At 46.3% G+C, this 25,611-nt stretch carries 25 protein-coding genes; 17 read left to right on the top strand and 8 right to left on the bottom strand.

The window, feature by feature from the left end; translation table 11 throughout:
• Positions 1–73: 73 nt before the first annotated feature.
• Complete coding sequence (locus DK187_RS17205; protein WP_111608570.1) at positions 74–1,696, bottom strand: methyl-accepting chemotaxis protein; 1,623 nt, start codon at positions 1,694–1,696, stop codon at positions 74–76.
• 565 nt (positions 1,697–2,261) lie between these two features.
• Between DK187_RS17205 and DK187_RS17210 the strand changes: the two genes are divergently transcribed.
• The 3 genes from DK187_RS17210 (at position 2,262) to DK187_RS17220 (ending at position 4,908) form a co-directional block, all read left to right on the top strand.
• Positions 2,262–3,140 carry a methyl-accepting chemotaxis protein gene (locus DK187_RS17210; RefSeq protein WP_477383725.1) on the top strand — a complete coding sequence of 293 codons (879 nt, stop codon included), beginning with the start codon at positions 2,262–2,264 and terminating at the stop codon, positions 3,138–3,140.
• Positions 3,141–3,145: 5 nt separating this feature from the next.
• Complete coding sequence (locus tag DK187_RS17215) at positions 3,146–4,006, top strand: nitrate- and nitrite sensing domain-containing protein (RefSeq protein WP_111608572.1); 861 nt, start codon at positions 3,146–3,148, stop codon at positions 4,004–4,006.
• 68 nt (positions 4,007–4,074) lie between these two features.
• The gene (locus tag DK187_RS17220) at positions 4,075–4,908 is read left to right on the top strand and encodes an SDR family NAD(P)-dependent oxidoreductase (protein ID WP_111608573.1); all 834 of its coding nucleotides are present in this window, start codon (positions 4,075–4,077) and stop codon (positions 4,906–4,908) included.
• On the opposite strand, the gene DK187_RS17225 is transcribed toward DK187_RS17220, so the two are convergent.
• Positions 4,896–5,909: an alpha/beta hydrolase gene (locus DK187_RS17225; RefSeq protein ID WP_111608574.1), complete on the bottom strand. Its 1,014-nt coding sequence runs from the start codon at positions 5,907–5,909 to the stop codon at positions 4,896–4,898. The two genes, DK187_RS17220 and DK187_RS17225, sit on opposite strands and share 13 nt — an antisense overlap.
• Positions 5,910–5,927: 18 nt before the next feature.
• Positions 5,928–6,215, bottom strand: a complete 288-nt coding sequence (locus DK187_RS17230; protein ID WP_111608575.1) for an HlyU family transcriptional regulator — start codon at positions 6,213–6,215, stop codon at positions 5,928–5,930.
• Positions 6,216–6,401: 186 nt separating this feature from the next.
• Between DK187_RS17230 and DK187_RS17235 the strand changes: the two genes are divergently transcribed.
• From DK187_RS17235 to DK187_RS17280, 10 genes are all read left to right on the top strand, one after another.
• The gene (locus DK187_RS17235; protein ID WP_111608576.1) at positions 6,402–7,379 is read left to right on the top strand and encodes a LacI family DNA-binding transcriptional regulator; all 978 of its coding nucleotides are present in this window, start codon (positions 6,402–6,404) and stop codon (positions 7,377–7,379) included.
• 167 nt (positions 7,380–7,546) lie between these two features.
• Positions 7,547–8,785 (top strand): ABC transporter substrate-binding protein, encoded by a 1,239-nt coding sequence (locus tag DK187_RS17240; RefSeq protein ID WP_204355650.1) that lies wholly within the window; start codon positions 7,547–7,549, stop codon positions 8,783–8,785.
• 98 nt (positions 8,786–8,883) lie between these two features.
• Positions 8,884–9,789: a carbohydrate ABC transporter permease gene (locus DK187_RS17245; protein WP_111608577.1), complete on the top strand. Its 906-nt coding sequence runs from the start codon at positions 8,884–8,886 to the stop codon at positions 9,787–9,789.
• Positions 9,790–9,798: 9 nt separating this feature from the next.
• Positions 9,799–10,692 (top strand): carbohydrate ABC transporter permease, encoded by an 894-nt coding sequence (locus DK187_RS17250; RefSeq protein ID WP_111608578.1) that lies wholly within the window; start codon positions 9,799–9,801, stop codon positions 10,690–10,692.
• 3 nt (positions 10,693–10,695) lie between these two features.
• A complete protein-coding gene (locus DK187_RS17255) occupies positions 10,696–11,769 on the top strand; it encodes an ABC transporter ATP-binding protein (RefSeq protein WP_111608579.1) in 1,074 nt (357 codons plus the stop codon).
• Positions 11,770–11,807: 38 nt separating this feature from the next.
• A complete protein-coding gene (locus DK187_RS17260) occupies positions 11,808–12,572 on the top strand; it encodes a sugar phosphate isomerase/epimerase family protein (protein ID WP_111608580.1) in 765 nt (254 codons plus the stop codon).
• Positions 12,569–13,708 (top strand): Gfo/Idh/MocA family protein, encoded by a 1,140-nt coding sequence (locus DK187_RS17265; RefSeq protein WP_111608581.1) that lies wholly within the window; start codon positions 12,569–12,571, stop codon positions 13,706–13,708. The genes DK187_RS17260 and DK187_RS17265 overlap by 4 nt, the downstream gene beginning before the upstream one ends.
• 9 nt (positions 13,709–13,717) lie before the next feature.
• Positions 13,718–14,773 (top strand): sugar phosphate isomerase/epimerase family protein, encoded by a 1,056-nt coding sequence (locus tag DK187_RS17270; protein ID WP_111608582.1) that lies wholly within the window; start codon positions 13,718–13,720, stop codon positions 14,771–14,773.
• 4 nt (positions 14,774–14,777) lie between these two features.
• Positions 14,778–15,914 carry a Gfo/Idh/MocA family protein gene (locus DK187_RS17275; protein WP_111608583.1) on the top strand — a complete coding sequence of 379 codons (1,137 nt, stop codon included), beginning with the start codon at positions 14,778–14,780 and terminating at the stop codon, positions 15,912–15,914.
• Between the two features lie 75 nt (positions 15,915–15,989).
• Positions 15,990–16,208, top strand: coding sequence for a VF530 family protein (locus tag DK187_RS17280; protein ID WP_111608584.1), 219 nt, complete (start codon positions 15,990–15,992; stop codon positions 16,206–16,208).
• Here DK187_RS17280 and DK187_RS17285 read toward each other — a convergent pair.
• The 3 genes from DK187_RS17285 to DK187_RS17295 form a co-directional block, all read right to left on the bottom strand.
• Positions 16,205–17,203 (bottom strand): GGDEF domain-containing protein, encoded by a 999-nt coding sequence (locus DK187_RS17285; protein ID WP_111608585.1) that lies wholly within the window; start codon positions 17,201–17,203, stop codon positions 16,205–16,207. The two genes, DK187_RS17280 and DK187_RS17285, sit on opposite strands and share 4 nt — an antisense overlap.
• Positions 17,204–17,236: 33 nt before the next feature.
• Complete coding sequence (locus DK187_RS17290) at positions 17,237–18,286, bottom strand: GGDEF domain-containing protein (protein WP_223232235.1); 1,050 nt, start codon at positions 18,284–18,286, stop codon at positions 17,237–17,239.
• 81 nt (positions 18,287–18,367) lie between these two features.
• The gene (locus DK187_RS17295; RefSeq protein WP_111608587.1) at positions 18,368–18,844 is read right to left on the bottom strand and encodes an NYN domain-containing protein; all 477 of its coding nucleotides are present in this window, start codon (positions 18,842–18,844) and stop codon (positions 18,368–18,370) included.
• A gap of 164 nt (positions 18,845–19,008) precedes the next feature.
• Here DK187_RS17295 and DK187_RS17300 point away from each other — a divergent pair, with 164 nt between their 5' ends.
• Positions 19,009–19,386, top strand: a complete 378-nt coding sequence (locus DK187_RS17300) for a DUF4870 family protein (RefSeq protein WP_111608588.1) — start codon at positions 19,009–19,011, stop codon at positions 19,384–19,386.
• A gap of 47 nt (positions 19,387–19,433) precedes the next feature.
• Here the strand turns inward: DK187_RS17300 and DK187_RS17305 are convergent, their stop codons facing one another.
• Positions 19,434–20,363, bottom strand: coding sequence for a hypothetical protein (locus DK187_RS17305; RefSeq protein ID WP_162623548.1), 930 nt, complete (start codon positions 20,361–20,363; stop codon positions 19,434–19,436).
• A 97-nt stretch (positions 20,364–20,460) separates the two neighbouring features.
• Between DK187_RS17305 and DK187_RS17310 the strand changes: the two genes are divergently transcribed.
• Positions 20,461–21,855, top strand: a complete 1,395-nt coding sequence (locus tag DK187_RS17310; protein ID WP_188322920.1) for a ribonuclease J — start codon at positions 20,461–20,463, stop codon at positions 21,853–21,855.
• 11 nt (positions 21,856–21,866) lie between these two features.
• Here DK187_RS17310 and epmB read toward each other — a convergent pair whose 3' ends face one another.
• Complete coding sequence (gene epmB / locus DK187_RS17315) at positions 21,867–22,898, bottom strand: EF-P beta-lysylation protein EpmB (protein ID WP_111608607.1); 1,032 nt, start codon at positions 22,896–22,898, stop codon at positions 21,867–21,869.
• Positions 22,899–23,111: 213 nt separating this feature from the next.
• Here epmB and efp point away from each other — a divergent pair, with 213 nt between their 5' ends.
• Together efp and DK187_RS17325 are read left to right on the top strand one after the other, a co-directional pair.
• Entirely contained in the window at positions 23,112–23,687 is a 576-nt protein-coding gene (gene efp / locus DK187_RS17320; protein WP_111608590.1) for an elongation factor P, read from the top strand.
• A 161-nt stretch (positions 23,688–23,848) separates the two neighbouring features.
• Positions 23,849–25,519 (top strand): sensor domain-containing diguanylate cyclase, encoded by a 1,671-nt coding sequence (locus DK187_RS17325; protein WP_111608591.1) that lies wholly within the window; start codon positions 23,849–23,851, stop codon positions 25,517–25,519.
• The last annotated feature ends 92 nt before the right edge of the window (positions 25,520–25,611 follow it).

A 25,611-nucleotide genomic window follows, 5' to 3' on the forward strand; every position in this document is an offset into this window, starting at 1 on the left:
AATTCATAAAATGATACAAGCTTGGCGAGATGATTGATCATTGCCAAGCCTATGTGTTCTTTAGTTAAAAGACTCAAGCAAACTGGAATTGTTTGATTTTTCGGCTCAGTTCGTTGGTCATTTGTGCAATCATGGCGCTGCCTTCCGACACCTGTTGAGAGTCCTCTAATACTTTTTCGGATACTTCTCGAATGCCCATGATGTTGCGATTAATTTCTTCCGCCACGGTGCCTTGTTGTTCTGCGGCGGAGGCGATCTGATGGCTGCGTGCCGATACATCGTCCACTTGCCTTAACATGTTTTGTAAGTTCTCGGCGGCGACGTGCATTCTGTCGGCACCGCGTTCAGCTTGTTGGGTGCTGGTGGCCATCGAGGTGGAGGCCTCTTTGGATTGATGTTGAAGCTTCTCGATGATGCTACGTATTTCGACAGTAGAGCCTTGAGTTCGGCTGGCCAATGAACGTACTTCATCCGCGACGACAGCAAAGCCGCGGCCCAGTTCTCCGGCTCGTGCGGCTTCAATGGCGGCGTTTAAAGCAAGAAGGTTGGTTTGCTCAGAAATGTCACCGATAACACCCAATACAGAGTCAATGTCGCCCGTTTGCTGCAACAGTTTAACAATGACATCGTTAGCGCCTTCGATGTTTTTGGTCAAACTTTGAATGTCTTCGTTCGTGGCGTCCAAATCTTGGCTACTTTGGCGTGTGATGGTTTGCACCATTTGGGTTGCATCTGCCGTGTCCTTGGCATGTTGTGCCACGTCTCGAATGGAATAAGACATTTCATTCATGGCGGTGGCAAGCAATTCGACCTCTTGGAATTGATTATCCATACCTTGTTTGGTATGCAAACTATTGCCTTGCAGTTGTACGCAGACAGCTTGCAATTCTGTAATGGCGTGATCCACTTCCAGCAAGGTGTCATTTAATGAGTTGGATACATGATTGGCTGCATTGGCTAACATACCTATTTCATCGTCTCGTTGCATATCCAGTTGTTTTGTTAAATCGCCATCAGAGATGTGTTGCAGATGTTCCGTTACTGTTTTCAATGGACGGGTGATATTGCGAACAATGGTCACACTGCTGATAAGGGCGATTAATATGAGAATGAGTTCGATGCTCGCCGACTGTTTGATTGTGGCCCAGAAAATGTCCGTTACACTGCTGTACAGCACGCCGCTGCCAATAACCCATCCCCATGGTTGATAGCCTTTAACGTAAGACACCTTATCTTCTGAATGTGAGACTTGTGGTCCTTTGTAGGCGTATTCTACATAGCCTTCACCGTGTTTTTTTACCTCAGACACCATGGCTTGCCAGTGTAAAAAACCATTGGCATCGGTGACATTCGCCATGTTTTTGCCTTCGTCTTGCGGTTTAAAAGGATGCATGAGCAGTTTGGTTTGCATGTCATTCACCCAGAAGTAGCCATCGTCGCCAAAGCGCAATGCAGACAAGGCGGCTAGCGCCGATTGCTTGGCTTGATCTTCACCAATAACCGAGGCTTGGTCTCCATAGTATTTGACGAGAGAATACGCGCTGTCTACTTGCTCTTTGACTTGCAGTTGTCGTGCGCTTAACAGTTCACTGTGCAGTTCGCTGTAGGCAATGGCACTAAAGACGATAAGTAATGTGACTAAGGCGCTAATAAGCCCCCAAAGTTTATAGCTTACTTTTATTGAGCTGAGCTTCATATGACATCCCTTCAAGGTGTGAGTTTGTTTTATAAGCAGGGATTATGGGCCTGAGTCCTGAAAAGAATTGTGATCGAAATCAAAACAAAGACACTTTGCTTAATATTTCTCTAAGATCCTCAGCATGAGGATATTGTCGGATTGAATACAGGCTTATTGATTCCTATGGCATCATTATTGCTTGATTTTATCTAAGATAAATCAAATCAGCAGGACGGGTTCCTGTTAGGCAAAGGCGCCTGAATCTACAGCAATCACGCTGTTGTGGATTCAGGCGCCTTTTTTTGTTCGGCATTGGAGAGACAGGAACATGAAGTGGCTTACTTATCCGGCATTTTTGTTGTTACACACACTGGGCATTATCGGCATGCTGCGGACTTTACTGGTGATTGGCCTAGTCGGTGGAGGTATTCGATTCGTCACATCCTCGCCGTTAGTTGAGTGGCTATGGGGGATATTGGTGTATTTAGCGATGGCCAGCCTGTGGCTTATTTTGCAGGAGATAGGCCAGCTGCAGCGTTACTGTGAAACAACCGCTTCGCCTCGTCTCAACGACCCAGTGCGCATGGGGCAATGGCGGCTTCTTCAGCCGGTGAGCCGTGGATTTCAGCAGTGGCTGAACCATGAACAGCGTCAACAACAATTATTGCAACAGCGCCTGGATGAAATATCCCACTCCTCCCATGAGCTTGAACAAAGCGCGGCCCTAGTCACTCGTAACGCTGAAGGGCAAAGTGGTTCGGCGACTGTTGCCGCGGCGGCTGTTGAAGAATTGAATGTGAGCATTGTGCAAGTGGCGTCCTTGGCTGCGGATTCGCGGCAGAGCAGTGTGGTCGCCAGTGAACAGCTGGCTGATGGCATTGAACAGCTCACCAATCTGGTGCGACAGGTGTCTGATATGGCGCAGCAAGCGATCAGTACCGATGCGTTGATCCGTCAACTAAGCAGCAACTCCCACACCATCAATGAAATGTCTGGCACCATTCGTGGTATTGCTGACCAAACCAATCTGTTGGCACTGAACGCCGCCATTGAAGCCGCGCGTGCAGGCGAGAGTGGTCGTGGCTTTGCTGTGGTGGCCGATGAAGTGCGGCGTTTGGCTATGCACAGCCAAGAGTCCGCCACAGAAATCAGTCGCAACATCGAATCTGTACAACGACATATTCAACAGGCCGCCGCTCAGGTGTCTGATCTGACAGAATTGGCGAATCAAAGTGCCGAGCGTTCAGAAAAGGTTCGTACTCTGTTAAATCAGGTCCAGCAGCACACCCAGCAACTTACCGCACAAGTCGATCAAGTGGCTGTTAGCACTGAACAGCAGGGGCAAGCAGTAGCCGAAATTGCGGAACTGGCGGATCGGGTTCGTCGCGGCAATGCCGACAATCTGCACGCGGCCGATCAAGCCCGCACCATCGCTCATCATCTGGCTCATTTGACAGGATAATTGGTATGAACAGTATTGATTCCGCACTCCCGTTCTTGTTCACGGTTTTGATCATCATGGCGTTGCTGTTTTATAGACTACATTGGCGCTTGCAACAGAAAAAACACTTACATCTGCAATCGAATGTTCGGCAATTGGCGGTACTGCGCGTCTTGATTGCCGAGTTTCAGCGTCATCGTGGCCTGAGCAATGGTGTACTCTGTGGTGACACCAGCATGAGTCAAGCGCTTGCGACGACGCGACAAAGTTTGGATCAGCACATCCATGTCGCACAAGCGTTCGACAGCACCCATCGAGAGGCGTGGAAAGGTTTGATTGATCATTGGTCGCGGATGCGTGAAGGACGCAGTCATGATCGTGTGAACAATTTGATGCAGCATCACTTAATCATTCGTAATAGTATTTTTCTCATGGAAGATGTGGCCAGCGAGATGGATCTGACACAAGGCTTACCTGCGTTGGGCTATTTGTCTTGTATCTGGCATGAGGTGATTCAGGCGGCAGAGTGGGCCGGGCAGGCGCGTGCATTGGGGACGGGGATCGCGGCGGCCGGACACAGCAGTGTCGAACAGCGGGTAAGAATGCATTTTCTCTATCAAAAAATTGAGTTGTTGGCGGGCCAAGCTTTTACCACACTGCAGCAACATGCCCAAGCGTATCCGCAGATGGCAGCGTTTCGTTTGTCGCATTGCGAGCAAGTCGTGACGGATTTTCTGCGCTGTATAAAGCAGGAGCTACTCGGTTCAGAAGTCCCTGTGATTGCGGCTAACACCTATTTTCAACAGGCCACTCAGGCCATTGATGAATTGTTGGCCTTAGTGGATACGGCATTGGATCAGTTGCAACAGCAACACGGAAAAGAGTGATAATGCTTACGTCCTTGCAAGGCATTTTGCTACTATCTTAGGAACGATGATTTTCATAAGGAAGCGTTATGCAATATTCGGTTCTTATTACAGGTTGTTCGTCAGGTATTGGCTTAGAGGCCGCCAAAATGCTTCAAGAGCGTGATTTTCTGGTGGTGGCGAGTTGTCGCAAACAAGAAGACGTCGCCGCGTTGCAAGCACAGGGCATTAAACATGTTGTGCAGTTGGACCTAGCGGACTCAGCTTCGATAGAAAAGGGCTTGCAAGACACCTTGGCCATTACTCATGGTGAGCTTTTTGCCCTGTTTAACAACGGTGCTTATGGTCAGCCGGGGGCAGTGGAAGATTTGCCTGTGGAGGCGTTGCGTGCGCAGTTCGAATGCAATGTCTTCGGTACGCATGAACTGACCACCAAGGTGCTGAAAGTGATGCTGGCCCAAGGATACGGACGCATTGTCAATAACAGTTCAGTACTGGGCTTGGTGGCCGCGCCGTTCCGTGGTGCTTACAATGCCAGTAAGTTTGCTTTAGAAGGTTTGACCGATACCTTGCGTTTAGAGTTATTCGATACGCCGATTAAAGTGAGTTTGATCGAACCTGGCCCAATCGAAAGCCGTTTTCGTGCCAATGCGTTGCTGGCGTTGCAAAACAATATCGACATGGAAAACAGCCGCCATAAAAAGGGTTATGAAGACGCCATAGCAAGGTTGAGCAAAGAAGGCGTGACGTCATCACAAACTCTGCCTGCCAGTGCGGTGGTGAATAAACTGATTCATGCCTTGGAATCAACGCGCCCAAAAGCGCGCTATTATGTGACTTTGCCAACCTATGGTGCGGTGTTGATGAAACGCGTACTTCCAACGTGCTTGTTGGATTGGGTGATGCGCCGTCAAGGCGCGTGATGAAGGGTTTTTAGCCAATCGGACATCGCAGATAGGTAAGCAGCACGAGCCGGCTCATGGGATAGGTATAAGTCATGAAAGCCTTGCGCAATACTCACTTGGGTGAGATTGCTGAAGGTTTTCTTGGCGGCTTGCTGCATGCTGTCCACATCCAAAACACCATCACCCTGTTGTGTTTCTTCTACTGTTCGTTTACCTATGGTACTGATGGCTGAATGACACACCAGTGTCGGGATTCTGATACGCTGATTGACTAGATTGCGCTGCGCGATAATGACTTCTCTTAACCAATGAAAAGAGAGATCGAAGCCTCTTGGTGGCTTCCAATCTAATCGGTAATCCCATTCACCACCAAATACGGTGTGCAGTGTTTTAGAGTAAATGTTGATTTTTCTCGCCCGTAAATACGAAAACGGCAGCAAAGAGACCAATATGCGAATAGGCCAGCTAACGCGATTGAGTACCTTAGGTGGAAAGGGTAAGGCAAGAAATGGACTGTTGAGCATCAGTCCAACCACTTCAGGAAACGCTTTGTTGTAATGGCTTTCGCGTTCGGGCAAAGCATAAGGTTGTGCCAAATAAGTGGACACCACTAAGCCACCAGTGGAGTGCCCGAGTATGACAACCTGATTGACACCATCTTGTTTCATCGTCGCTAGGGCAATGTCCAAATCTTGACCGTATTGTTCTATCGATTCGCACCAATTAGGCGGAGTCGAAGGGCGAATCGAGCGGCCGTAGCCCTGAAGGTCTATGGCATAAAAACGATAGCCTAAATCAACAAAGTGTCTTGCCAAACCTGTTTGAAAAAAATAATCCGTATAACCATGCACATACAAAATGGCGTTGGTCGCGTCAGGATTACCAATATGGTGAATGAGTGTCGTGTGGACTTGTGTTTTGGGGCCAGCGAAAGAAAAAGTGCGAGCACGAAAATCGGCACCTAATAGGTCTTCACATTCGTATAGTTGTTGCCAGTGTTGTCCTATCGGTGCGCTCATAAGGGGTTTCTCAAAGAGTTAATTAAATAGGTTGTCACCAAGTTGGTCGATGGTTAGCTTGGCTTTACGCAAGGTTATCTCAATGCACTCATCACGATTTGGCATTAAATCTGAACGAATAAAGTTATGTGTTTTTTGTTCTTCACCTTCGCCCTTGGTGATAGTGGCAGCAACGCGATATTGCCCACCGTCTTTCATCGGAGCGGGTATAATTGAAAACCCCTTGTGTTCTATTGCGTCTTCCGTTTTTTCAGGGGCGCTTTCGCCCCCAGCAAATAGCCCTTTGAGGCTAGATAAGATACCCATTGATGTTCTCTCCTACTGATTTTGCTCTATTTTTCGGGGATTTGTTGTAATAGTCAAATCTCGACGTATGATTTATTTTTCAACGTTAACAGAATTACCACAGGATAAGTATTCTGTCGAAGGAAAGTCCCATTATAATGTGTTGCTAGCGTTTCCGTTTAATTAGGGTATAGGTAGAGCAAAACAATGAGCACTATTACTCAAGTAGCTACATTAGCAGGGGTCTCCAAAGCCACGGTGTCTCGCGTGTTAAGCGGTGTGACGCCGGTGAAAGAAGAGACTCGTGCTCGAGTATTGGCCGCGATTGACACCTTGTCTTATAGCCCAAATCAGGCCGCTCGGTCGTTGGCAAGCAATAAAACCTATACCATAGGTTTGGTGGCATCGCGTATTGACACGGCCTATTACGGACCCGCCTCTAGTGGGGTAGAAAGAGCATTACGTGGTGGCGACCGACATGTCATCATTGCTAGCGGTAATGGTTCTTTAGAAGGCGAGCGTGACGCGGTCGACTTCCTAATCAAACGACAAGTAGACGCGTTGGTATTAGTAACCAATTTTTTATCAGAAGAAGAAGTCGCACGCATTAATGAACGCTGCCCCGTGTTTGTGTTGAACCAGCAATTTCCAGGCGGAGCAGGTCACAGCATTGCGTTTGATAATTTTGCGGGTGGCGAAATGGCCACCCAATACCTTATCGATAAAGGACACCAAAAAATTGCTACGGTGACGGGGCCGTTATGGAAGCATGATGCTTATCAGCGTTATTTAGGTTGCCAAAGAGCGCTGCAAAACGCTGACTTACCCCTGCATGGTCAATATGAGGGGAATTTTAGTGCAAACTCAGGTATGGCCCAAATGGCCTCTATTTTAGCGCTTCAGGATCGGCCTACCGCGATCTTTTTTGCTAATGATATTATGGCGATGGGAGCGCTTCATGTGTGCGCTCAGCAAGGCATTAAGGTGCCCGATGACATGGCTATTATCGGTTTTGATGACCTTGATATGTCAAAATATTATTCCCCTAGCATAACAACCATAAAATTGCCTTTATATGAGATGGCGGAAGCCGCAGCCTATCTGCTTTTAAACACTATTTATGGCACCAAACACACCATAAAACATGCCTTTTCCCCCGAACTGATTGTTCGCCAATCTGCTTGATCGCAAATATCGTGTTATTCAAAAAATGAGTAAAAAATATTGACGAGGCCGTATTATTGACTAATATTTGTTCATGAAAGCGGTTTCATTTCAAGTTTTACCGTTTTAGCTCACGCTTTTCGACAGAGGAGAGTGAGGATCAAAACCCAATAGAGGATAAAAATAATATGATGGGTAAAAAACTGTTCGCTGCCACAATTGGGGCAGGATTTATGAGTGCGTCTGTGCAAGCGGCTGACCTAGAAGTGATTCATTGGTGGACATCGGGCGGTGAGCAAAAAGCCGTGACAGTGTTGGCTGAAGAATTTAATAAACTGGGTAACGATAAATGGGTCGATACGGCGGTCGCGCTGGGCGAAAACGCACGAGCATTGACCATGCAGCGTATTCTCGGCGGTGATGCCCCTGGAGCCGCACAATTCAATACCTCTCGTCAGTTCGAAGAATTGATTGAAGAGGGTCTGCTTCTTGATCTCACTCCGGTAGCTGAAAAAGAAGGCTGGACTGATTTTATTCGTCCTTCCAGTATTTTAAATCCCTGTATGAAAGACGGCGGCATTTATTGTGTGCCAGTCAATATTCATTCGGCACAGTGGCTTTGGACCAATAAGAAAGTCTTTGCTGAGGTGGGAGTCAAAGAGCCCAATACATGGGAAGAATTTTTGAGCGTTGCCCCAAAAATCCGTGAGGCAGGTTACATTCCTTTAGCCTTTGGTGGTCAGGGTTGGCAGGAACGCCATGTCTTTGACGTGGTGCTTATTGGGGTGACAGATGAAGCATTCTGGAATCGTCTGTGGAAAGACAAGAGTGTGGACGCGGCGGGCAGTGCGCAAATGCGCAAAGTCTTCGAGACATTTGGGGCGCTAAGACAATTTACCGATGCGGGAGCACCAGGTCGAAATTGGAACGATGCCACTAACATGGTGATCACGGGCAAAGCCGCGGCGCAGGTTATGGGCGACTGGGCGCGTGGTGAATTTGCGGCCGCGGATAAAGTCGCTGAAGTAGATTACGGCTGTATTCCTGGCCCATCGAAACGCCCTTATCTTACTCTTGGCGGCGATGCGTTTATTTTCCCAAAATCGTCCGATCAAAATCTTGAAGCCGCGCAAATGAAATTGGCTTCAATGATGTTGAGTCCGTACATTCAAGCGAAATTCAATAACACCAAAGGGTCTTTACCAGTACGTGCAGATGTTGATTTAACCGTGGCAGATGCCTGCATGAAAAAAGGCTTAGCTCTGTTGGATGACCCTAAAGCGTCTATCACGCCAGCGAATGCCTATATTACGGAAGATACCAATGGGCAGATACAAGATTTAGTCTCCACTTTTTGGAATGAGCCCAGTATGTCTGTCGACAATGCCCTAGCTGTTTTTAAAGGCATTATCGAAGACGCTGAGTAATCTTTTCGTCGATGAATGATCACCGGTTTTTTCTGTAATACCATACTTAGCAGGTGGTACTGGTGGTCACTTCTTGCGTTCCAAAAGGAGTATAAACTATGGCTACTTCAACAAAAGTGTCGATACCGCGACGCGCTAAACGCGTGCAAATTTCGTCTTTGCTGGCCAGTACACCGATGGCGATTGTGGCGATTGGTGTGTTCGTTGTGTGTGTCGGTTATTCCGTGATGCTTTCCTTCACAAAATCCCGTCTGTTTCCCAACTTTAACTGGGTTGGGTTAGATCAATATGAACGCCTGTGGGGAACGTCCCGCTGGGTCGTGTCTGTCGAAAATTTACTGATTTACGGCATTTTGTTTATTGTTTTGTGTCTCATTGCTGGCTTTTTTATGGCGGTCTTTCTGGATCAGAAAGTCCGTTTCGAAAGCGGTTTTCGAACTCTATTTCTGTATCCCTATGCCATGTCTTTGGTGGTGACTGGCTTGGTTTGGCAATGGATGATGGAACCTTCTTTGGGGATTCAAAATGTGGTTCAGCGTATGGGGTGGTCGTCCTTTGAATTCGCGCCCTTGGTCGACCCTCAATACGCCATTTATGGGGTGCTGATCGCGGCGGTGTGGCAGTCTTCTGGTCTGGTTATGGCGTTAATGCTGGCCGGTTTACGCGGTATCGACGGGGAGATTTGGAAAGCAGCACGAGTAGATGGCATACCGACATGGCAAACCTATCTCTTTATTGTTCTTCCGATGATGCGTCCGGTGATGATCACGTCGGTGGTGTTGCTTGCCGTGGGCGTGGTGCGGGTTTATGACCTAATTGTCGCACAAACCGGTGGTGGCCCAGGTATGTCGACGGAGATGCCGGCGAAGTTCGTGATTGATCACATTACTGCCCGTGGCAATGTGGGCTTGGGGATGGCGGCGGCAACCATGATGCTACTTCCTGTGCTCTTGGTCATTGGTCCTTGGATTTATCGCGAATATGTTCGTCCAGCGAAACACTAGGAGTCGATCATGGAACAGATTCAGTTAATGGGCCCACAGGGGCCTAAACCAAAGCAAACCTCTGTTTCTCGGGTTGGGGTGTATGTGTTTTTAGTGAGCGCGGCGATTTTCTTTTGTATTCCTTTGTACGTGATGTTGATTACATCGTTAAAAGGCATGCCAGAAATTCGTTTGGGAGAGCTTTTTGCGTTACCTGGCGACCCAAGCTTCGCGGCTTGGGTAAAAGCCTGGAGTGAAGCGTGCTCTGGCGTCGAATGCAATGGTATTCAAACGGGGTTTTGGAACTCGGTAAAAATCACTATTCCGAGCGTCGCCATCTCTATCATTCTTGGGTCTATTAATGGTTATGCCTTGTCGTTTTGGCGTTTTAAAGGTTCAAACCTGCTGTTTGGCTTATTGCTATTTGGTGCTTTTGTGCCTTTTCAGGTGGTGATTTTTCCGCTGATTATTTTTCTTCGTGAAGTGGGGCTTTATGGTTCTTTGACGGGAATTATTTTGATCCACACTATTTTCGGCATGCCGATCATGACCTTGTTGTTCCGTAATTACTTTGCCTCGTTGCCAGATGAATTGTTCAAAGCAGCACGAGTCGATGGGGCAAACTTTTGGCAGATCTTTTTTCAAATCATGATGCCACTCTCTATTCCAGTGACCGTGGTGGCGGTGATTCTGCAAACCACAGGGATTTGGAATGATTATTTATTGGGGCTGATTTTTGCGGGTCGAGACAATTTACCAATGACGGTGCAGTTGAACAACATTGTGGCCACCACTTTTGGGGTGCGTGAGTACAACGTGAACATGGCAGCGACCATTTTGACAGCAATCGTGCCGTTGGCGATTTACTTGTTGTCCGGTAAATATTTTGTGCGTGGCATCGCCGCTGGCGCGGTTAAGGGGTAAGTGATGAACAGTGTCTCAATTAAAGAATTGGATCTTAAGTATCAAGATGCGCATGTGTTAAAGCATCTAAATCTAGACATTCAAAAGGGCGAATTTTTGGTGCTCTTGGGGTCATCCGGTTGCGGTAAATCCACCTTGCTCAACTGCATTGCTGGTTTATTGGATATTACGGCCGGTCAAATTTGGATTAACGATCGCAATGTGACCTGGGAAGAGCCCAAAGATCGCGGTATTGGCATGGTGTTTCAGTCTTATGCCTTGTATCCGCAAATGACCGTGGAAAAGAATTTATCCTTTGGTCTAAAAGTGAAAGGCATGGCGAAAGAGGAGATTCGCCAACGAGTGGACCGAGCGGCGAAAATCCTGCAAATAGAGCCATTATTGCAGCGTAAACCGTCTGAACTATCGGGTGGACAGCGTCAACGTGTCGCAATAGGGCGAGCCTTAGTGCGAGATGTAGAGGTGTTTTTATTTGATGAGCCTTTGTCGAATCTGGACGCCAAGTTGCGCGCGGATTTGCGGGTAGAAATTAAGCGTCTGCATCAAAAATTAAAAAATACCATGGTGTATGTGACGCACGATCAAGTAGAAGCGCTTACGTTGGCGGATCGTATTGCCATCATGAAAGACGGTGAGATTCAGCAACTCAGTACCCCTGCCAATATTTACCACAAACCTTGTAACCTATTTGTTGCACAGTTTATTGGCTCGCCAAGCATGAACTTATTAGAAGGCCGCATAGTTGGGGATAATTTTGTTTATCAAGACTATCGCGTCAATTTAATGGGGTACGAGTTTATCGATCAAGGCGATCACGACACGTCCGCGTATTTAGGCATTCGTCCTGAGCATTTGGCCCTTGAGCCCCGCGAGGGCTATGTGCAACTAGCCACGGCCACGATAGATATCTTGGAACCAATGGGCGATGAAACCATTGTCTGGTTTGATTTTATGGATCGTAAGTGGTCCGTCAAAATACATGGAGATCATCAGCTAGATTGGGGCGCAGAGGTAGACATCTACCTAGACCCTAAAAAAGCTCATCTCTTTTCTAAGCAAAATGAAGGGCGGCTTTAAGTCGTTAATCGCAGACATAACAATAAAAAGGATGCCACATGAACGAATTTTCATTTCAGCTTTATAGCGCTCGTAATACTCAGTCTCTTGATGAGGTATTTGCTCTTTTACACCAAGCAGGTTATCAGCAGGTGGAAGGATATGGCGGTTTATATGGCCAACTGGATGAGCTAAAAAGCTTATTAGCCAAACATGACCTGACCATGCCAACGGGGCACTTTGATTTGGGTATGTTGGAAAACAACATACAGCAGGCTTTGTATATCGCCAAAACCTTGAATATGCACACCATTATTTGTCCTTTTATTATGCCGGAGCAACGCCCTGATAGCGCTCAAGGTTGGTTTGAGCTAGGGCAGCGTTTAGAGGCGATCAGAGAGAGAACCATCAATGCGGGCTTTGAGTTTGCTTGGCACAATCACCACTTTGAATTTGAACCTTTGGCCGATGGTACCTTGCCGATGACTTGCATTCTCGAAGGTGGTCCAAATATCAAATGGGAAATGGATGTGTCATGGGTGGTCAAAGGAGGGGAAGATCCCGCCGAGTGGCTGACGAAATATCGTGATCGTATTTGTGCTGTGCATCTAAAAGACATTGCGCCAGAAGGGGAGTGTTTAGATGAAGACGGTTGGGCGGATTTTACTCATGGCACTTTGCCATGGAAAGAATGGTGGCCTGTGGTGCGTTCCACTCCGGCGAATGCCTTTGTGATGGAGCATGATAACCCTAACGATTTATCACGTTTTGCCACTCGTGCGTTAAGCGGTGCAAAAGCCTTAGTAAAAGGAGCAGCAGCATGAAAACCATTTTAAATGTCGGTCTCATTGGCTGCGGCAATATTTCGGACAGTTATTTGTCTTTAGCACCACAATTTTGTGGTTTCAAAATAGTCGCTTGTGCGGATTTAAACGCTGAATTAGCGGCAGCCAAAGCACAGAAATATGGCATTGAATCGCGCAGTGTGGATGCTTTATTAGCGTCTGAAGATATTGATATTGTTGTTAATTTAACCATTCCGGCTGCGCACTGTGCGGTAAGTATGCAAGCGCTGGAAGCGGGTAAGCATGTTTACTCGGAGAAGCCTTTGGTTTTGAGCCTCGAAGAAGGGCAAAAAATGAAAGCGCTTTCACTGAAAAAGGGACTCAAAGTGGGCAGTGCGCCCGATACCTTTATGGGCGGTTCTCACCAGTTTGCTCGACATTTATTAGACAGGGGAGAGATTGGTGAGGTGTATTCGGGTACGTGTTATGTGATGAGCGCCGGAATGGAAAGCTGGCATCCCAATCCAGACTTTTTCTTTAAAGCGGGTGGCGGTCCAATCCTCGATTTGGGGCCTTATTACATTGCGAACTTGATTCAGCTATTAGGACCTGTGGAGTCCGTAATGGCCAAAACATCGATTCCTCGTAAGCAGCGCAAAATCACCAGTCAGCCACGATCTGGCGAGATGATAGAAGTAGAAACCCCCACAACAATTCACGCCATTTTGACGTTCCAAAATGGCGCGGTTATTACCTTGGGAGCCAGTTGGGACGTGCAAGCCCATCAACATTCTCACATGGAGTTATATGGCAGCAAAGGGTCTATGTATTTGCCCGACCCTAACTTTTTTGGTGGCAAAGTGTCGTTGATCCAAGAAGGCCGTGAAACGCCTGTGACAATGTGGAATCACCCATTTGGGACGCCAAATCAAATCCATGGCGAGTTAGCCAAAGCAAATTACCGTACGGCTGGGTTGGCGGAAATGGTGATGGCCATTCATATGGGGCGCGATCATATGTGTTCACTCGACCGGGCGTTACACGGTGTCGAGGTGATGACGGCTATTTTAGCGTCAGGTGAGAGCGGTCAAACCATCAATATGACGACTCATTGTGATCGCCCTCGCGCACTTGACCCAGAGGCGGCGAAAGCCTTGCTTGCTGCCTGTTTTTAGGAGGATATTATGAAAACAATACAAGGCCCCGCGATTTTTTTGGCGCAGTTTGTCGGCGATGACGCCCCTTTTAATAGCTTTGATGCGATTTGTGGCTGGGTGGCGTCACTGGGTTACAAGGGGGTGCAAGTGCCCACTTGGGACAAACGCTTGATGGATTTAGAGCGCGCCGCCAATAGCCAAGACTATTGCGACCAATTGATTGCAACGGCAGCCAAACATGGCGTGGTGATATCGGAATTGTCCACGCATTTGCAAGGACAGCTGGTGGCAGTACATCCCGCTTATGATGTCGCTTTTGATGGTTTTGCTGACCCGAGTGTGCGGGGGAATCCAGAGGCTCGTCAAGCGTGGGCGGTGGAGCAATTAAAAATGGCCGCCAAGGCGTCAAAGCGTCTTGGATTGACGGCCCATGCCACTTTTTCTGGTGCCTTAGCATGGCCATATTTTTACCCTTGGCCGCAGCGACCTGCTGGTTTAGTGGAAGAGGCATTCGCAGAGTTAGGTCGACGTTGGAAGCCCATTCTCGATGCGTTTGACGAAGCGGGTGTGGATCTGTGTTATGAAATTCATCCCGGTGAAGACCTTCACGATGGCGTGACTTTTGAGCGTTTTCTAGAGGAAGTCGGTCATCATCCTAGGGCGAATATTCTCTATGATCCGAGCCATTTCGTGCTACAGCATTTGGACTACTTGGCCTTTATTGATCATTACCATGAGCGCATCAAAATGTTCCATGTCAAAGACGCGGAGCTGACGCTAAATGGCAAATGTGGCGTCTATGGCGGTTTTCAAAACTGGGTTGATCGTCCGGGGCGTTTTCGTTCTATTGGTGATGGTCAGGTGGATTTCAAAGCGATTTTCGCCAAGCTTACCGCCTATGATTTTACGGGTTGGGCGGTATTGGAGTGGGAATGTTGTTTGAAGCATCCTGAAGACGGTGCCCGTGAAGGCGCGCAACATATCCAAGACTTTATTATCCGTGTGACGGACAAAGCCTTTGATGATTTTGCTGACAGTGGCGTTGACGCGCAAGCGAATCGCCGCATGCTGGGATTGGAGTAATACCATGAGTGAAATAACAAAACGCCGCTTACGTCTTGGTATGGTAGGTGGCGGTGAAGGGGCATTTATCGGTGAAGTGCATCGTTTTGCGGCGCGTCTTGATGACCATTATGAGCTGGTGGCGGGGGCGTTATCGAGTCAGCATGATAAGGCTGAGCGTTCGGCCAAGGCGCTTGGTATGGCGCGGTCCTACGTGGATTTTGAAGCCATGGCGCAACAAGAAAGCGAGCGTGAAGACGGCATTGAAGTGGTGTCTATTGTGACCCCCAATCATTTGCATGCACCGGTGGCGATGGCGTTTTTAAAGAAAGGCATTCATGTCATTTGTGATAAGCCTTTGACGGCCACCCTTGCAGAGGCAAAGACTCTTTCTCAGGTGGCAGAGGAAAGCCAAGCGCAGTTTTTATTAACCCATAATTATTCTGCTTATCCCATGGTGCGTGAAGCGCGTGCCATGGTGAAAGAAGGCAAGCTAGGTAACATTCGTTCTATTCAAGTGGAATACGCACAAGATTGGTTAACGCATTCATTAGAGCAAACGGGCAACAAGCAAGCGGTTTGGCGTTCGGACCCGGCGCAAGCGGGGTTGGCTGGCTGTGTGGGCGACATTGGTAGCCATGCCTATCAGCTAGCCTGTTTTGTGGCGAATACACAGGCTAAAGAGGTCTTGGCGGATTTGTCCAGTTGGGGGGAAGGACGCCAGTTGGATGATGAAGCGAATATTCTGCTGCGTTTTGAAAATGGCGCAAAAGGGCATCTTTGGGCCAGTCAAGTTGCACCTGGCAATGAGAATGCGTTGACGCTACGGATTTATGGCGATCAGGCGGGGATAGAGTGGCATCAGGAGACGCCGAATGAATTGATGTATTCTGTGTTAGGAGAACCAAGTCAACGTCTTAGACGCGGCAATGGTTATTTGAGTGACGCGGCGGCGTCGGTGTCGCGTATTCCTTCCGGTCATCCCGAAGGTTATTTAGAGGCGTTCGCGAATCTATATTGTGAATTCGCTGAGCAACTGCTGACCGCCACGACTAATCCACATTTACCTACTCTGGCGACCGGGTTGCACGGCATGCGCTTTATCGCGGCCAGTGTGTATTCGAGCCAAAACAATGGTCTTTGGGTGCCTATTGGTCACTAGGTTTATATGCGGCTTTTCTTAGCTTGCTGTATACTCTCGGCTAGATTGCTAATTGAGTCATAGGAACACATTAATATGGTCGGAATACAAGTAAATAACCCTTTGCATGGCGTGAAACTAGAGAAGGTAGTGACGGATCTAGTGGCGCATTATGGTTGGGAAGAGTTGGCGATTCGCATCAATATTAATTGTTTTAAAAGTGACCCATCGGTGAAGTCGAGCTTGAAGTTTTTGCGTAAAACGCCGTGGGCAAGAGACAAAGTGGAAGCGCTCTTTCTAGAGACGTTTCATTAAAAACACACTTTGTTTCGGCCTTCGCGCTTGGCTTGATAAAGTTTTTCGTCTGCCGCCCGAAGAAAATCATTGAACTCTTGTTCGGGCTGCAGTGAACTGATACCGATACTCACCGTGAGCTTGATGTCTTCCTTATGACTCTGGAAGATTTCCTGCTCGACTGCTTGCCTTATTTTTTCCGCCTCTTCTCGGGCTTTTTGATGATCAAGGTCTTTCAGTAAAACGATAAACTCCTCTCCCCCTAAACGATACACCTCTTTGACTTCAGTTGTCTTGCTCAGAATGTTCGCAACAGCGAGGAGCACTGTGTCACCAATATCATGGCCAAATTTGTCATTGATGTTTTTGAAGCGATCAATGTCGATCAATAGCATATGGATATGGGTAAACTGTTTTTGAATGAGAGCCAAGTCGGTTTTGAGCGCGTGACGATTACACACTCCCGTTAAAGCATCTTGCAAGGCAAGAGAGTGCAAAAAAGAGCTGATTTTTTGACGTTGTACTTCGTAGATATGACATACCAACCAGATCGAAATATAGACCAATGTGAAATTAAAAAGGGTTCGATAGGGCATGAATAGATTGGTGTCAGCACGTGTAAACAATATCGCTGCAGACACTGCCATCACAACAGCACTGAAGTAAAACCCTTTTTTTAAGCCAAATAAGCTGTAATACCAGATGGGTAAAGCCAGACTCCAAAAAATGGAGCCAGCAACCAGATCCATCATCGACGCTGAGAGTAAAATGTTAATGGTTAATATCGCCATTAAAGCGTATCTATGCCAAGGTCTGTCTTGTTTTTTTAACGAGGCGTAAAAACAATAGCCCGCAAATAGTGCAGCGCAGAACTGAATAAATCCAAGATCTAGTTTCTGAATTAACAGCATGTTAAGAAGAAAATAAATACTGTGCAGCGCACAGAGAAGGGCACTGAGCCATTTGTGTAACACCTCAGGCGGCACCGAGGTGTGTGGATAATGCCTAGTGTGCATCGATAGACTCGTTTAAAGATAATAGAGAAAGCACTAAATGGCTTCAGTCACACTGATAGAACCATAATGAACTAAATTACGCCCCTCATTTTTTGCAGAGTAAAGATTTTTATCCGCGACTCGCAAAAATTCTCTGAAAGTTTGCCCTTTTTTGAGTTGGGCGATACCAATACTGACCGTGATTTTGATATTTTGTTGGTGCGTTCTAAATACGGCATTTTCAACACTTTTACGGATGGACTCGGCAAATGCAAAAGCCTGTGTGGGGGAGGAATTATCAAGGATAATAAGAAACTCTTCACCACCGATACGGTAAACATAGCGACTTTGAATGCAATCGTGAAGTAACTCGGCAATTTCAACCAATACTTGGTCGCCAACATCATGCCCAAATTCGTCGTTTACGCTTTTAAAATGATCAATATCAAGGATTAATAAGCGTGTTTCTTCTTGCTCCGTCTGAAAGCAAGCTTCTGATTGTTTATTAAACTCGTCAAAAAACACTTTTAACGCGTGACGATTTTGTGTGCCCGTTAAGGGGTCCTGAAATGCCATCTTATGAAGTAGTTCGCTACTTCTTGCATACTGAGTTTCATATAAATAGCAAATGGCATAAGAAAAAAAATAGGCGAGTGAGAAGTTAAGAACCGATCGATATGGAAGGTAGTTTTCTGTTTCAGATTTCAGAAAGAGTATCATGATGACTGGAAACGACAGAAGGATTGTTAATATCAACCCTTGTCTCGCTCCAGCTAGCAAGCAGTATAAGGGCGGTAAAATCAGCAGCCAGTAGATTGAACCTGCTCTTAAGTCCGCTAAGTAAAAAGCAAATAGAGTGGTCACTGTCAGGGAGAGAATAAGTGAATAGCGGTGCCATGCTTCAATCTTTTGTTTATGCGCCGTGACAAAAAAATACAAACTTAACACTCCCAAAATGCCATCGACCATACCAATGCTTGTTTGCTTTAATATGGAAATGTTCAGAAAACAGAAAAAAAGCATTATGACACCTGCTGCAAGGCTTAACCACTTGTGCAAAGTGTCTCTTGTTTCTAGTAATAGGGTATTTTCTTGTATCGTCATTTTGCCATTTTCTGCATATAAAATAATCAGTAAAGGATTTTGAGCGACATATTCTCTCTCAAAAATATAGACGAGTTAGATTTATTTAAGTAACAATTTGTTACCGATAGGGGTGAACTCACTGGCAGCATGAATCAAAGATTGCGCGGTTAACGATTCGACCCCATACACTTCGACTTTGGTGTGGTATTTCTCTCTGAGGGTTTTGGCTAGAATGTCAAAGTCACCGTCACCAGACAACAAAACCAATACATCGCTGTCTTTACCATACTCTATGCCATCAATGGCGATGCCCACATCCCAATCGCCTTTGGCAGAGCCGTCGGAGCGTTGGATGAATGGCTTTAATTTCACCTCGAAACCAATGGCTCTGAGAATGTTCTGAAACTGACGTTGCTTTTCATCGCCTCTGTCTATGGCGTAGGCAATGGCTTTGACCACATGACGACCTTCGGTGGCTTGTTGCCAAAAGCGGTTGTAGTCGAAAGAGCGCCCAAAGGCTTGTTTCGTGGTGTAATAAACATTTTGCACATCGACTAAAATAGTCACATTGGTCATGGTATTCCCAAGTTGTATGAGTGAAAAAGAGAAGAAAATAACACGTTACAAGTATTTGTATTGAAAAGAAATCATAAAACGAGACAAGACAAGGGCGATAAATTTTAAAATATCCCCATTATGCTCATCAGACACATTTTTATGGAATAACGGAGTGACTCATTATGTCAGGATTCGAACCCGATCATCAGTTTAGGTCCCTTACACCGAGGGAAGAGAATGCCAAAAGCAATGTGGTGATCGCGTATATTTTTATGCTGTTAGGCATCTTTACGGGGGTGTTTTGGCTGATTGGCGCGATTTGGGCCATGGTAAAAGTAAGCGACGCTCGCAGCACAAAGTTTGAAGACCACTACGCTAATATTATCAGTACTTTTTGGTGGGGGATTTTCTGGGGGATCATTGGGGTAGTACTCGCCTTATTTTTTATTGGCTACTTCATCTTGTTCGCTGTCTGGGTGTGGTCGATCTTTAGAATGGTAAAAGGGATTGCCAGAGCCACGTCGAATCAGTCGTACCGTGACATGTTCAATCCCTTTTAGGCGAAGTGAATCATCAATGGCTCTGTCTAGTTAATGGCTCTGTCTAGTTAATGACTCTGTATAGTGATCCGGTTGTTTTTATAGAGCGAGCCTTCGCTTGCCAATAACGTCAGCTCTTTGACACTAATGGGTGAGGAAGGCAACAAAGACAGAGTCAGCTGCTTAGGGGTCTCTAAAAAAGTTTGTACCGACGTTGCAATCTGCTTGGCTTCTGGTGAGTTAGCAGGCGCTAATCCTAATGCTTGGCTGGCGAACATCAAGGCACCCTCTAACTCTACCGGATTGCTTTGGTAAGAACCTGAGGGCGGAAACAAGCGATGGATTAAACCGGACTCTTCGTATTGTATCTCTAAAGATCGCAATTCAATGGCGTCACCATAAATAATGGGTAGCGCTTCTGGTTGACCTAGCGCGAAGGACGCGAGTATGTCAGAGCGAAGGTCTGATGGTGTAAATTCATGATCTAACAGACGAATGTTAGACATTAGTGTCAGCTTACCGGCATCTTTTATGTCTAGTTTGAGCTCAGAAACGATGCCTTCGTCTTGAATGGTGGAAGAAAAAGAGCCTTTACCCAATAGTGTGTCCATCCCTGCTGAGCGCATTAATGCTCTCGTTTCCCTTGATAAGCTATCAATGGGGCTTTCCTGTATCCAGAAATCAATGTCTAGATTGGGGTGCTTAATAAGATAGCTATTGAAGGAAATGCGCGCGAATATGAGTATTGGCGAGTTCTCTTCGCCAATTTTTACCCCTTCAAGTGACGGTGTCAGAGTAAAAGGATTAAAATAGACTTGCTGATAATGCACAAATTGGCTCAGCCCCGTGCGCTCTAACTGTTCTTGGATTTTTTGTTCGGCGTATTGTGCACCGTAGCGTTGAACCACATACAGTCCTAGTATGGCGAAACAAGACAGTAAGATAAAATACGTTAGGACTTTGCCTAAAAGAGTTTGAAACTTAGAAGTTGTATTCAATGTCATAGTCCAGTAAAAAATTAACGGGCGAAACGAAGCATCTGATGCATGATGGCCATTCTGTCGGTAGGCAAGATTCTATCGGAAAATGCAGATCATGGACAAAATTTACCTCTTATTTATTCACAAGGAGTGCGTTATTTCATCTTTGATTCCCTCGCGAGAGGATTTATGGTTTTTACCCCTAGGCGGCACTGGCGAAATTGGCATGAACATGAACCTTTATGGTCATGACGGCCAGTGGTTGATGGTCGACTGTGGTGTGTCTTTTAACGAGCCGTTAAGCCCTGATGATCTAGGCACATCCGAAATTGTGTGTGCTGATCCGCGTTTTATTAGCGAGCAGAAAGAGCGTTTGGTTGGTATTGTTATTACTCATGCCCATGAAGATCATGTGGGCGCTTTGCCGTTTTTGTGGCGACGTTTTAAATGTCCCGTTTATACCACCGCGTTTACGGCCGAAGTGTTGCGGCGTAAATTGGTTCAAGTGGGCTTAACGGATCAAGTCCCCATTATTGAAGTGGCAGAAAATGAGAGCAAAAAAATCGGTGTATTCAACGTCAAATGGTTGGGGCTGACTCACTCGATACCAGAACCTTTCGGTATGACGATAGCAACGTCAGCGGGCAAGGTATTTCATACAGGGGATTGGAAGATTGATAAAAAGCCCTTGTTGGGTGACGCTTTCTCCCCCACGGCATTTAAAGCCTTGGCTAAAGACAATATTCTTGCCATGGTCTGTGATTCAACGAATGCTTTAAAAGAAGGCTTTTCGCCCTCTGAAAGTGATTGTTACGATGGCTTGCTAAAAACCATCGCCGCAGAAAAGAACCGCGTGGTAGTCGGGTGTTTCAGTAGTAACGTGGCGCGTTTGGTCGCTCTGGGTCGAGTGGCAAAAGAAACAGGTCGTTATCTTGCCCTAATAGGCCGCTCCCTCACTAACATGGTCAGTGCCGCACGTGTCACAGGGCATTGGCCGGATGACTTGCCTATTATCGAAGCGGCTCATCTTGGTTATTTGCCAAAGGAAGAAGTATTGGCGGTGGTAACTGGAAGCCAAGGAGAACCAAGAGCAACCCTAAGTCGTTTAGCCGCCAATAACTGCTTTGATCTTAGCCTTGATGCAGACGATTTAGTGATTTTCAGCGCCATGCGCATTCCAGGTAATGAACAAGCTATCGATAGATTAGTGGCGCAATTCAAGGGGCGAAAAATACGCACACTACAGGCTCATGAAACGAACTTAATGATCCATGTAAGTGGTCATCCATGCCGTGAAGAACTTAAGCAACTTTACGCTTGGGTTCAGCCACAAATTGCCATTCCTGTTCATGGCGAGCCAAAACATTTGGACGCGAATGCAGACGTGGCGAGACTTAGCCATGTTCCTCAACAGCTTGTTGGTCGCAATGGCGATTTGTATCAACTAGCGCCAAGCGTTAGTGTGCGTCGTCAGCAAGTAAAAGTCGGGCGCATAGCCTTATTACGATAAAAGACTTGGATTCACTCGGACTTGTCCTGATCGTTAATCAAAGGCGCAAACACGCTTTTGGCCGGTTTGCCAGGAATTTCCTTAGCGAGCCTTGGCACCAAATAACCAGGCAGTTCTGCGGCAACTTTTCCCATCAGTCGCTGGGCATCTTCGATATGGATATCAAAATGCGCAGCGCCTTCTACGGGATCTAAGGTGAACATGTAGTAAGGTAAAATCCCCGCGCTAAACACCGCTTCACTCAAATTGACTTGGGCGTCTACAGAGTCATTAATGCCTTTTAATAAGACACCTTGATTGAGTAAGGTGACCCCCGCTCTTTTCAATCTATGCGCCGCCTGAGCCAGCTCTTCGTCTATTTCATTGGCATGATTGATGTGCCACACCATGATTATGTCCAGACGGCTGGCTTTGATCCACGCCAGCATCTCGTCACAAACGCGAGCTGGGATCACTACCGGTAAGCGAGAGTGAATACGCAGGCGTTTAATTTGTGGTAGCTCTTCAAGCTTACGAACTTTGTCTGCGAGCAAGCTGTCTTTCATCATCAAAGGGTCGCCACCACTTAGGATGACCTCGTTGATTTCAGGGTGATGTTTGACGTAGTCAATGACGGATTGCCATTCTGCCTGAGCCAACTGATTGTCGCCATAAGGAAAGTGACGACGGAAGCAATAGCGGCAATTGACCGCACAGGTCCCTGTAGTGATGACTAACAAGCGACGCTTGTATTTATGCACGATGGCTTTTTGCGGGTTATGATCGGCTTCTTCAAGCGGGTCTTTCGTGTATCCGATGACTTTTTGCATTTCAGCAGCGCTGGGTAGAATCTGCAAGAGCAGGGGATCCTGAGGATTACCGTATTCAATGCGAGACAAATAAGGGCGAGGCACCAATAATTTGAAACTCTGGTGTGCCTCTACGCCTTGTTGCGCAAGACTTTTTGGCAAGCCTAAATGCTCAACCAGCTCGGGTAATGAGGTGAGCGCCTGTGATAGGTGTTGGGACCAGCTTAAATTCTGATTAGTTTGAATGGGTATCACGTCAAATATCTGCAAAATTATGTTCTTTTGGGTTATGATTGCGCCAACTTATTTTGGCCAACTAGGCCAGTGGCTCTCAGAGATCTTTGCAAACTCTCTTTTTATTGCCCATTAGGGCGTTGAAAAGATGCTAAAAAGAAGTTTGCAGAGATCTTGGGACTGACATGATACGCCAGTCAGAGCTTTTTCTCTAAAAATATACTGTGAGGATGTATGGCTAATATTTCTACCAGCGAAATGCGCAGCGGTTCTAAAGTAATGGTCGACGGTGATCCATGTGCGATTATTGACAACGAACACGTTAAACCAGGAAAAGGCCAAGCCTTTAACCGCATTAAGCTGCGTAACCTAAAAACCGGTCGTGTTTGGGAACGTACTTTTAAATCTGGCGACAGCTTAGAAACCGCAGATGTAATGGACACCGATATGGAGTACTTGTACACCGACGGTGAGTTCTGGCACTTTATGGCAGTAGACGGTTCTTTCGAACAACACGCGGCGGATGAAACGGCGGTTGGCGACTCGATGAAATGGCTAAAAGAGCAAGAAAAATACGTTGTTACACTGTACAACGGTGCGCCATTGGCTGTCTCTGCGCCAAACTTCATTGAGCTTGAAGTAAAAGAAACGGATCCAGGTGTTAAAGGTGATACGGCGAACGGTGGCTCTAAACCCGCTACTTTAGTGACCGGTGCGGTTGTAAAAGTGCCGTTATTTATCAATATTGGTGAAGTGCTACGTGTTGATACTCGTACCGGCGAATACGTTTCTCGCGCCACCGGTAAGTAACTCCTGATTTAGCGTCATGAATATGAAAGCCTCCGATGGGAAACGATCGGGGGCTTTTTTTATGCTGGGTGTAAATCATCTTGTTGTGTTGTTTTTATGTAAAATGAATCAATAAGCTGATACTGTCTGATTCTTTAACAGATTTCTTTTGAGGCTGTTGCGTGACATATCAAGCGATGAATACATTCCGGAGTCGCATTACTTTATTAACGGGGGGGCTACTGCTTTCGCTTAGTTTAGTATTGGTGACGTATTTCTATCAGGTTGCATCGACACGCCTCTCAAAAGCCAGCGGTGAGTATCTTGTTGGTATAAGCCAGTCTATTTCGAACATGCTTACAGCGAATTTAATTGAACGTGAACGAGAGATTGTTCTTCTGAGCAAGCGTCTTTCTCTTTATCAAAATCAAAACTTAAGTGAGTTAGAGCAGACTATTGATCAGGTTAAAAACTCCTATAAACATTATGCGTGGGTAGGTTTTGCCAATGCCGATGGCGTTGTCTTGGCATCTGGTGATGGTTTGTTGAAAGGGGCCGATGTTAGTCAACGGCCTTGGTTCATCAATGGACGATCTGCTCCTTTTATTGGCGATCTTCATAAAGCATTATTATTAGAAAGCTTGTTACCAAAACCGGAAGATGGTTCACCCATTCGTTTTGTGGATTTTTCGGCGCCTGTCATTGACGCAAACGGTAAATTAGAAGGCGTTGTAGCCACTCATGCGAATTGGCTTTGGGCGAAAGAAGTTTTATCTTCTTCTTTTACAGAAGCTTCTAAAACCAAAGAAATTGATATGTTCATTATCAATAATAGCGGTGAGGTATTGTATCCCGACAATTATCTTGGCGATATTTCTGTTCCTACTACATTACCCAAAGATGGCCAATTTGAATCCCTTATTTGGCAGGATGGAAAAGATTATCTGACTAGTACCGTATCTGTTGACTCACCTGAATCAACAACTCTAGGCTGGCGTCTTGTGGTACGTCAGCCAGTCGATATAGCAATGTCGTCTGTTAAGGAGGTTCATAGCTTATTCCTCATCCTTGGTATGGCGGCTACTGTATTTTGTATGTTTTTAGCGTATCGATTCGCCGGCTCACTAAGTTTTCCTTTGGAGCGTTTGGCTGTTACGGCGAAGCGAATTCAACAAGGAGATAGGCATGTGACGTTTCAAGAAGACAGTCAGTTAAATGAAGTCACCAGTTTGAGTCGCTCATTACAAGACATGATGTCGTCGTTATTGGATCGCGAGCAGACGTTATTGCAATTAAACAGTACGTTGGAAGCTAAAGTACAATCTAGAACGGCGCAATTAGAAGCAACCAATCAATCTTTAAAGGCGATTGTGCGTCAGGATCGCCTTACTCAAGTATATAATCGATTAGCATTAGACGAAGAACTGATAAAGCATTATGAATTAGCGCGAGAATCAGGTAACCAGTTTGCGATTATCATGGTAGATGCGGATCATTTTAAAAAGATAAATGATCAATATGGACATACTGTCGGCGATAAAGTGCTTAAGAGAATGGCCGCTGTCTTGAAAAGTATTGTTGATAATAGCGGAATGGTTGCACGATTTGGTGGAGAAGAATTTACCGTTTTACTGCCTACGACAGATGTCGAAAACGCTCAGAAAATGGCTGAAAGACTGCGCGAGCATATGGAAAAAACAGAGATGGCGGAAGGTTTATACATTACCGCAAGTTTTGGTGTTGCCTTATATAAAGCGGATGACGATCATTATGAGCAAGTATTAAATCGTGCGGATGCCGCATTGTATAAAGCGAAAGACACAGGTCGAAACCGAGTTGTTGTGAGTGATTAACTGATATCAAGAGTAGATACTACAGAAGTGATACAGTAAAAATAAAGCGTAGACATTCATCGAGCAATGGGACGTTAATATAAAGAACGGAC

The organism is Marinomonas arctica, assembly GCF_003259225.1.
Lineage (GTDB): Bacteria > Pseudomonadota > Gammaproteobacteria > Pseudomonadales > Marinomonadaceae > Marinomonas > Marinomonas arctica.

Excerpts from the sequence above, each read along its gene's own strand:
- DK187_RS17285 (WP_111608585.1), bottom strand. The coding sequence starts at position 17,203 with ATGCACACTAGGCATTATCCACACACCTCGGTGCCGCCTGAGGTGTTA.
- DK187_RS17275 (WP_111608583.1), top strand. The coding sequence starts at position 14,778 with ATGAGTGAAATAACAAAACGCCGCTTACGTCTTGGTATGGTAGGTGGC.
- DK187_RS17210 (WP_477383725.1), top strand. The coding sequence starts at position 2,262 with ATGGGGCAATGGCGGCTTCTTCAGCCGGTGAGCCGTGGATTTCAGCAG.
- DK187_RS17300 (WP_111608588.1), top strand. The coding sequence starts at position 19,009 with ATGTCAGGATTCGAACCCGATCATCAGTTTAGGTCCCTTACACCGAGG.
- DK187_RS17230 (WP_111608575.1), bottom strand. The coding sequence starts at position 6,215 with ATGGGTATCTTATCTAGCCTCAAAGGGCTATTTGCTGGGGGCGAAAGC.
- DK187_RS17295 (WP_111608587.1), bottom strand. The coding sequence starts at position 18,844 with ATGACCAATGTGACTATTTTAGTCGATGTGCAAAATGTTTATTACACC.
- efp (WP_111608590.1), top strand. The coding sequence starts at position 23,112 with ATGGCTAATATTTCTACCAGCGAAATGCGCAGCGGTTCTAAAGTAATG.
- DK187_RS17260 (WP_111608580.1), top strand. The coding sequence starts at position 11,808 with ATGAACGAATTTTCATTTCAGCTTTATAGCGCTCGTAATACTCAGTCT.
- DK187_RS17290 (WP_223232235.1), bottom strand. The coding sequence starts at position 18,286 with ATGACGATACAAGAAAATACCCTATTACTAGAAACAAGAGACACTTTG.
- DK187_RS17245 (WP_111608577.1), top strand. The coding sequence starts at position 8,884 with ATGGCTACTTCAACAAAAGTGTCGATACCGCGACGCGCTAAACGCGTG.
- DK187_RS17310 (WP_188322920.1), top strand. The coding sequence starts at position 20,461 with ATGGACAAAATTTACCTCTTATTTATTCACAAGGAGTGCGTTATTTCA.
- DK187_RS17225 (WP_111608574.1), bottom strand. The coding sequence starts at position 5,909 with ATGAGCGCACCGATAGGACAACACTGGCAACAACTATACGAATGTGAA.
- DK187_RS17250 (WP_111608578.1), top strand. The coding sequence starts at position 9,799 with ATGGAACAGATTCAGTTAATGGGCCCACAGGGGCCTAAACCAAAGCAA.
- DK187_RS17255 (WP_111608579.1), top strand. The coding sequence starts at position 10,696 with ATGAACAGTGTCTCAATTAAAGAATTGGATCTTAAGTATCAAGATGCG.
- DK187_RS17235 (WP_111608576.1), top strand. The coding sequence starts at position 6,402 with ATGAGCACTATTACTCAAGTAGCTACATTAGCAGGGGTCTCCAAAGCC.
- DK187_RS17265 (WP_111608581.1), top strand. The coding sequence starts at position 12,569 with ATGAAAACCATTTTAAATGTCGGTCTCATTGGCTGCGGCAATATTTCG.
- DK187_RS17205 (WP_111608570.1), bottom strand. The coding sequence starts at position 1,696 with ATGAAGCTCAGCTCAATAAAAGTAAGCTATAAACTTTGGGGGCTTATT.
- DK187_RS17280 (WP_111608584.1), top strand. The coding sequence starts at position 15,990 with ATGGTCGGAATACAAGTAAATAACCCTTTGCATGGCGTGAAACTAGAG.
- DK187_RS17240 (WP_204355650.1), top strand. The coding sequence starts at position 7,547 with ATGATGGGTAAAAAACTGTTCGCTGCCACAATTGGGGCAGGATTTATG.
- DK187_RS17215 (WP_111608572.1), top strand. The coding sequence starts at position 3,146 with ATGAACAGTATTGATTCCGCACTCCCGTTCTTGTTCACGGTTTTGATC.
- DK187_RS17220 (WP_111608573.1), top strand. The coding sequence starts at position 4,075 with ATGCAATATTCGGTTCTTATTACAGGTTGTTCGTCAGGTATTGGCTTA.
- DK187_RS17270 (WP_111608582.1), top strand. The coding sequence starts at position 13,718 with ATGAAAACAATACAAGGCCCCGCGATTTTTTTGGCGCAGTTTGTCGGC.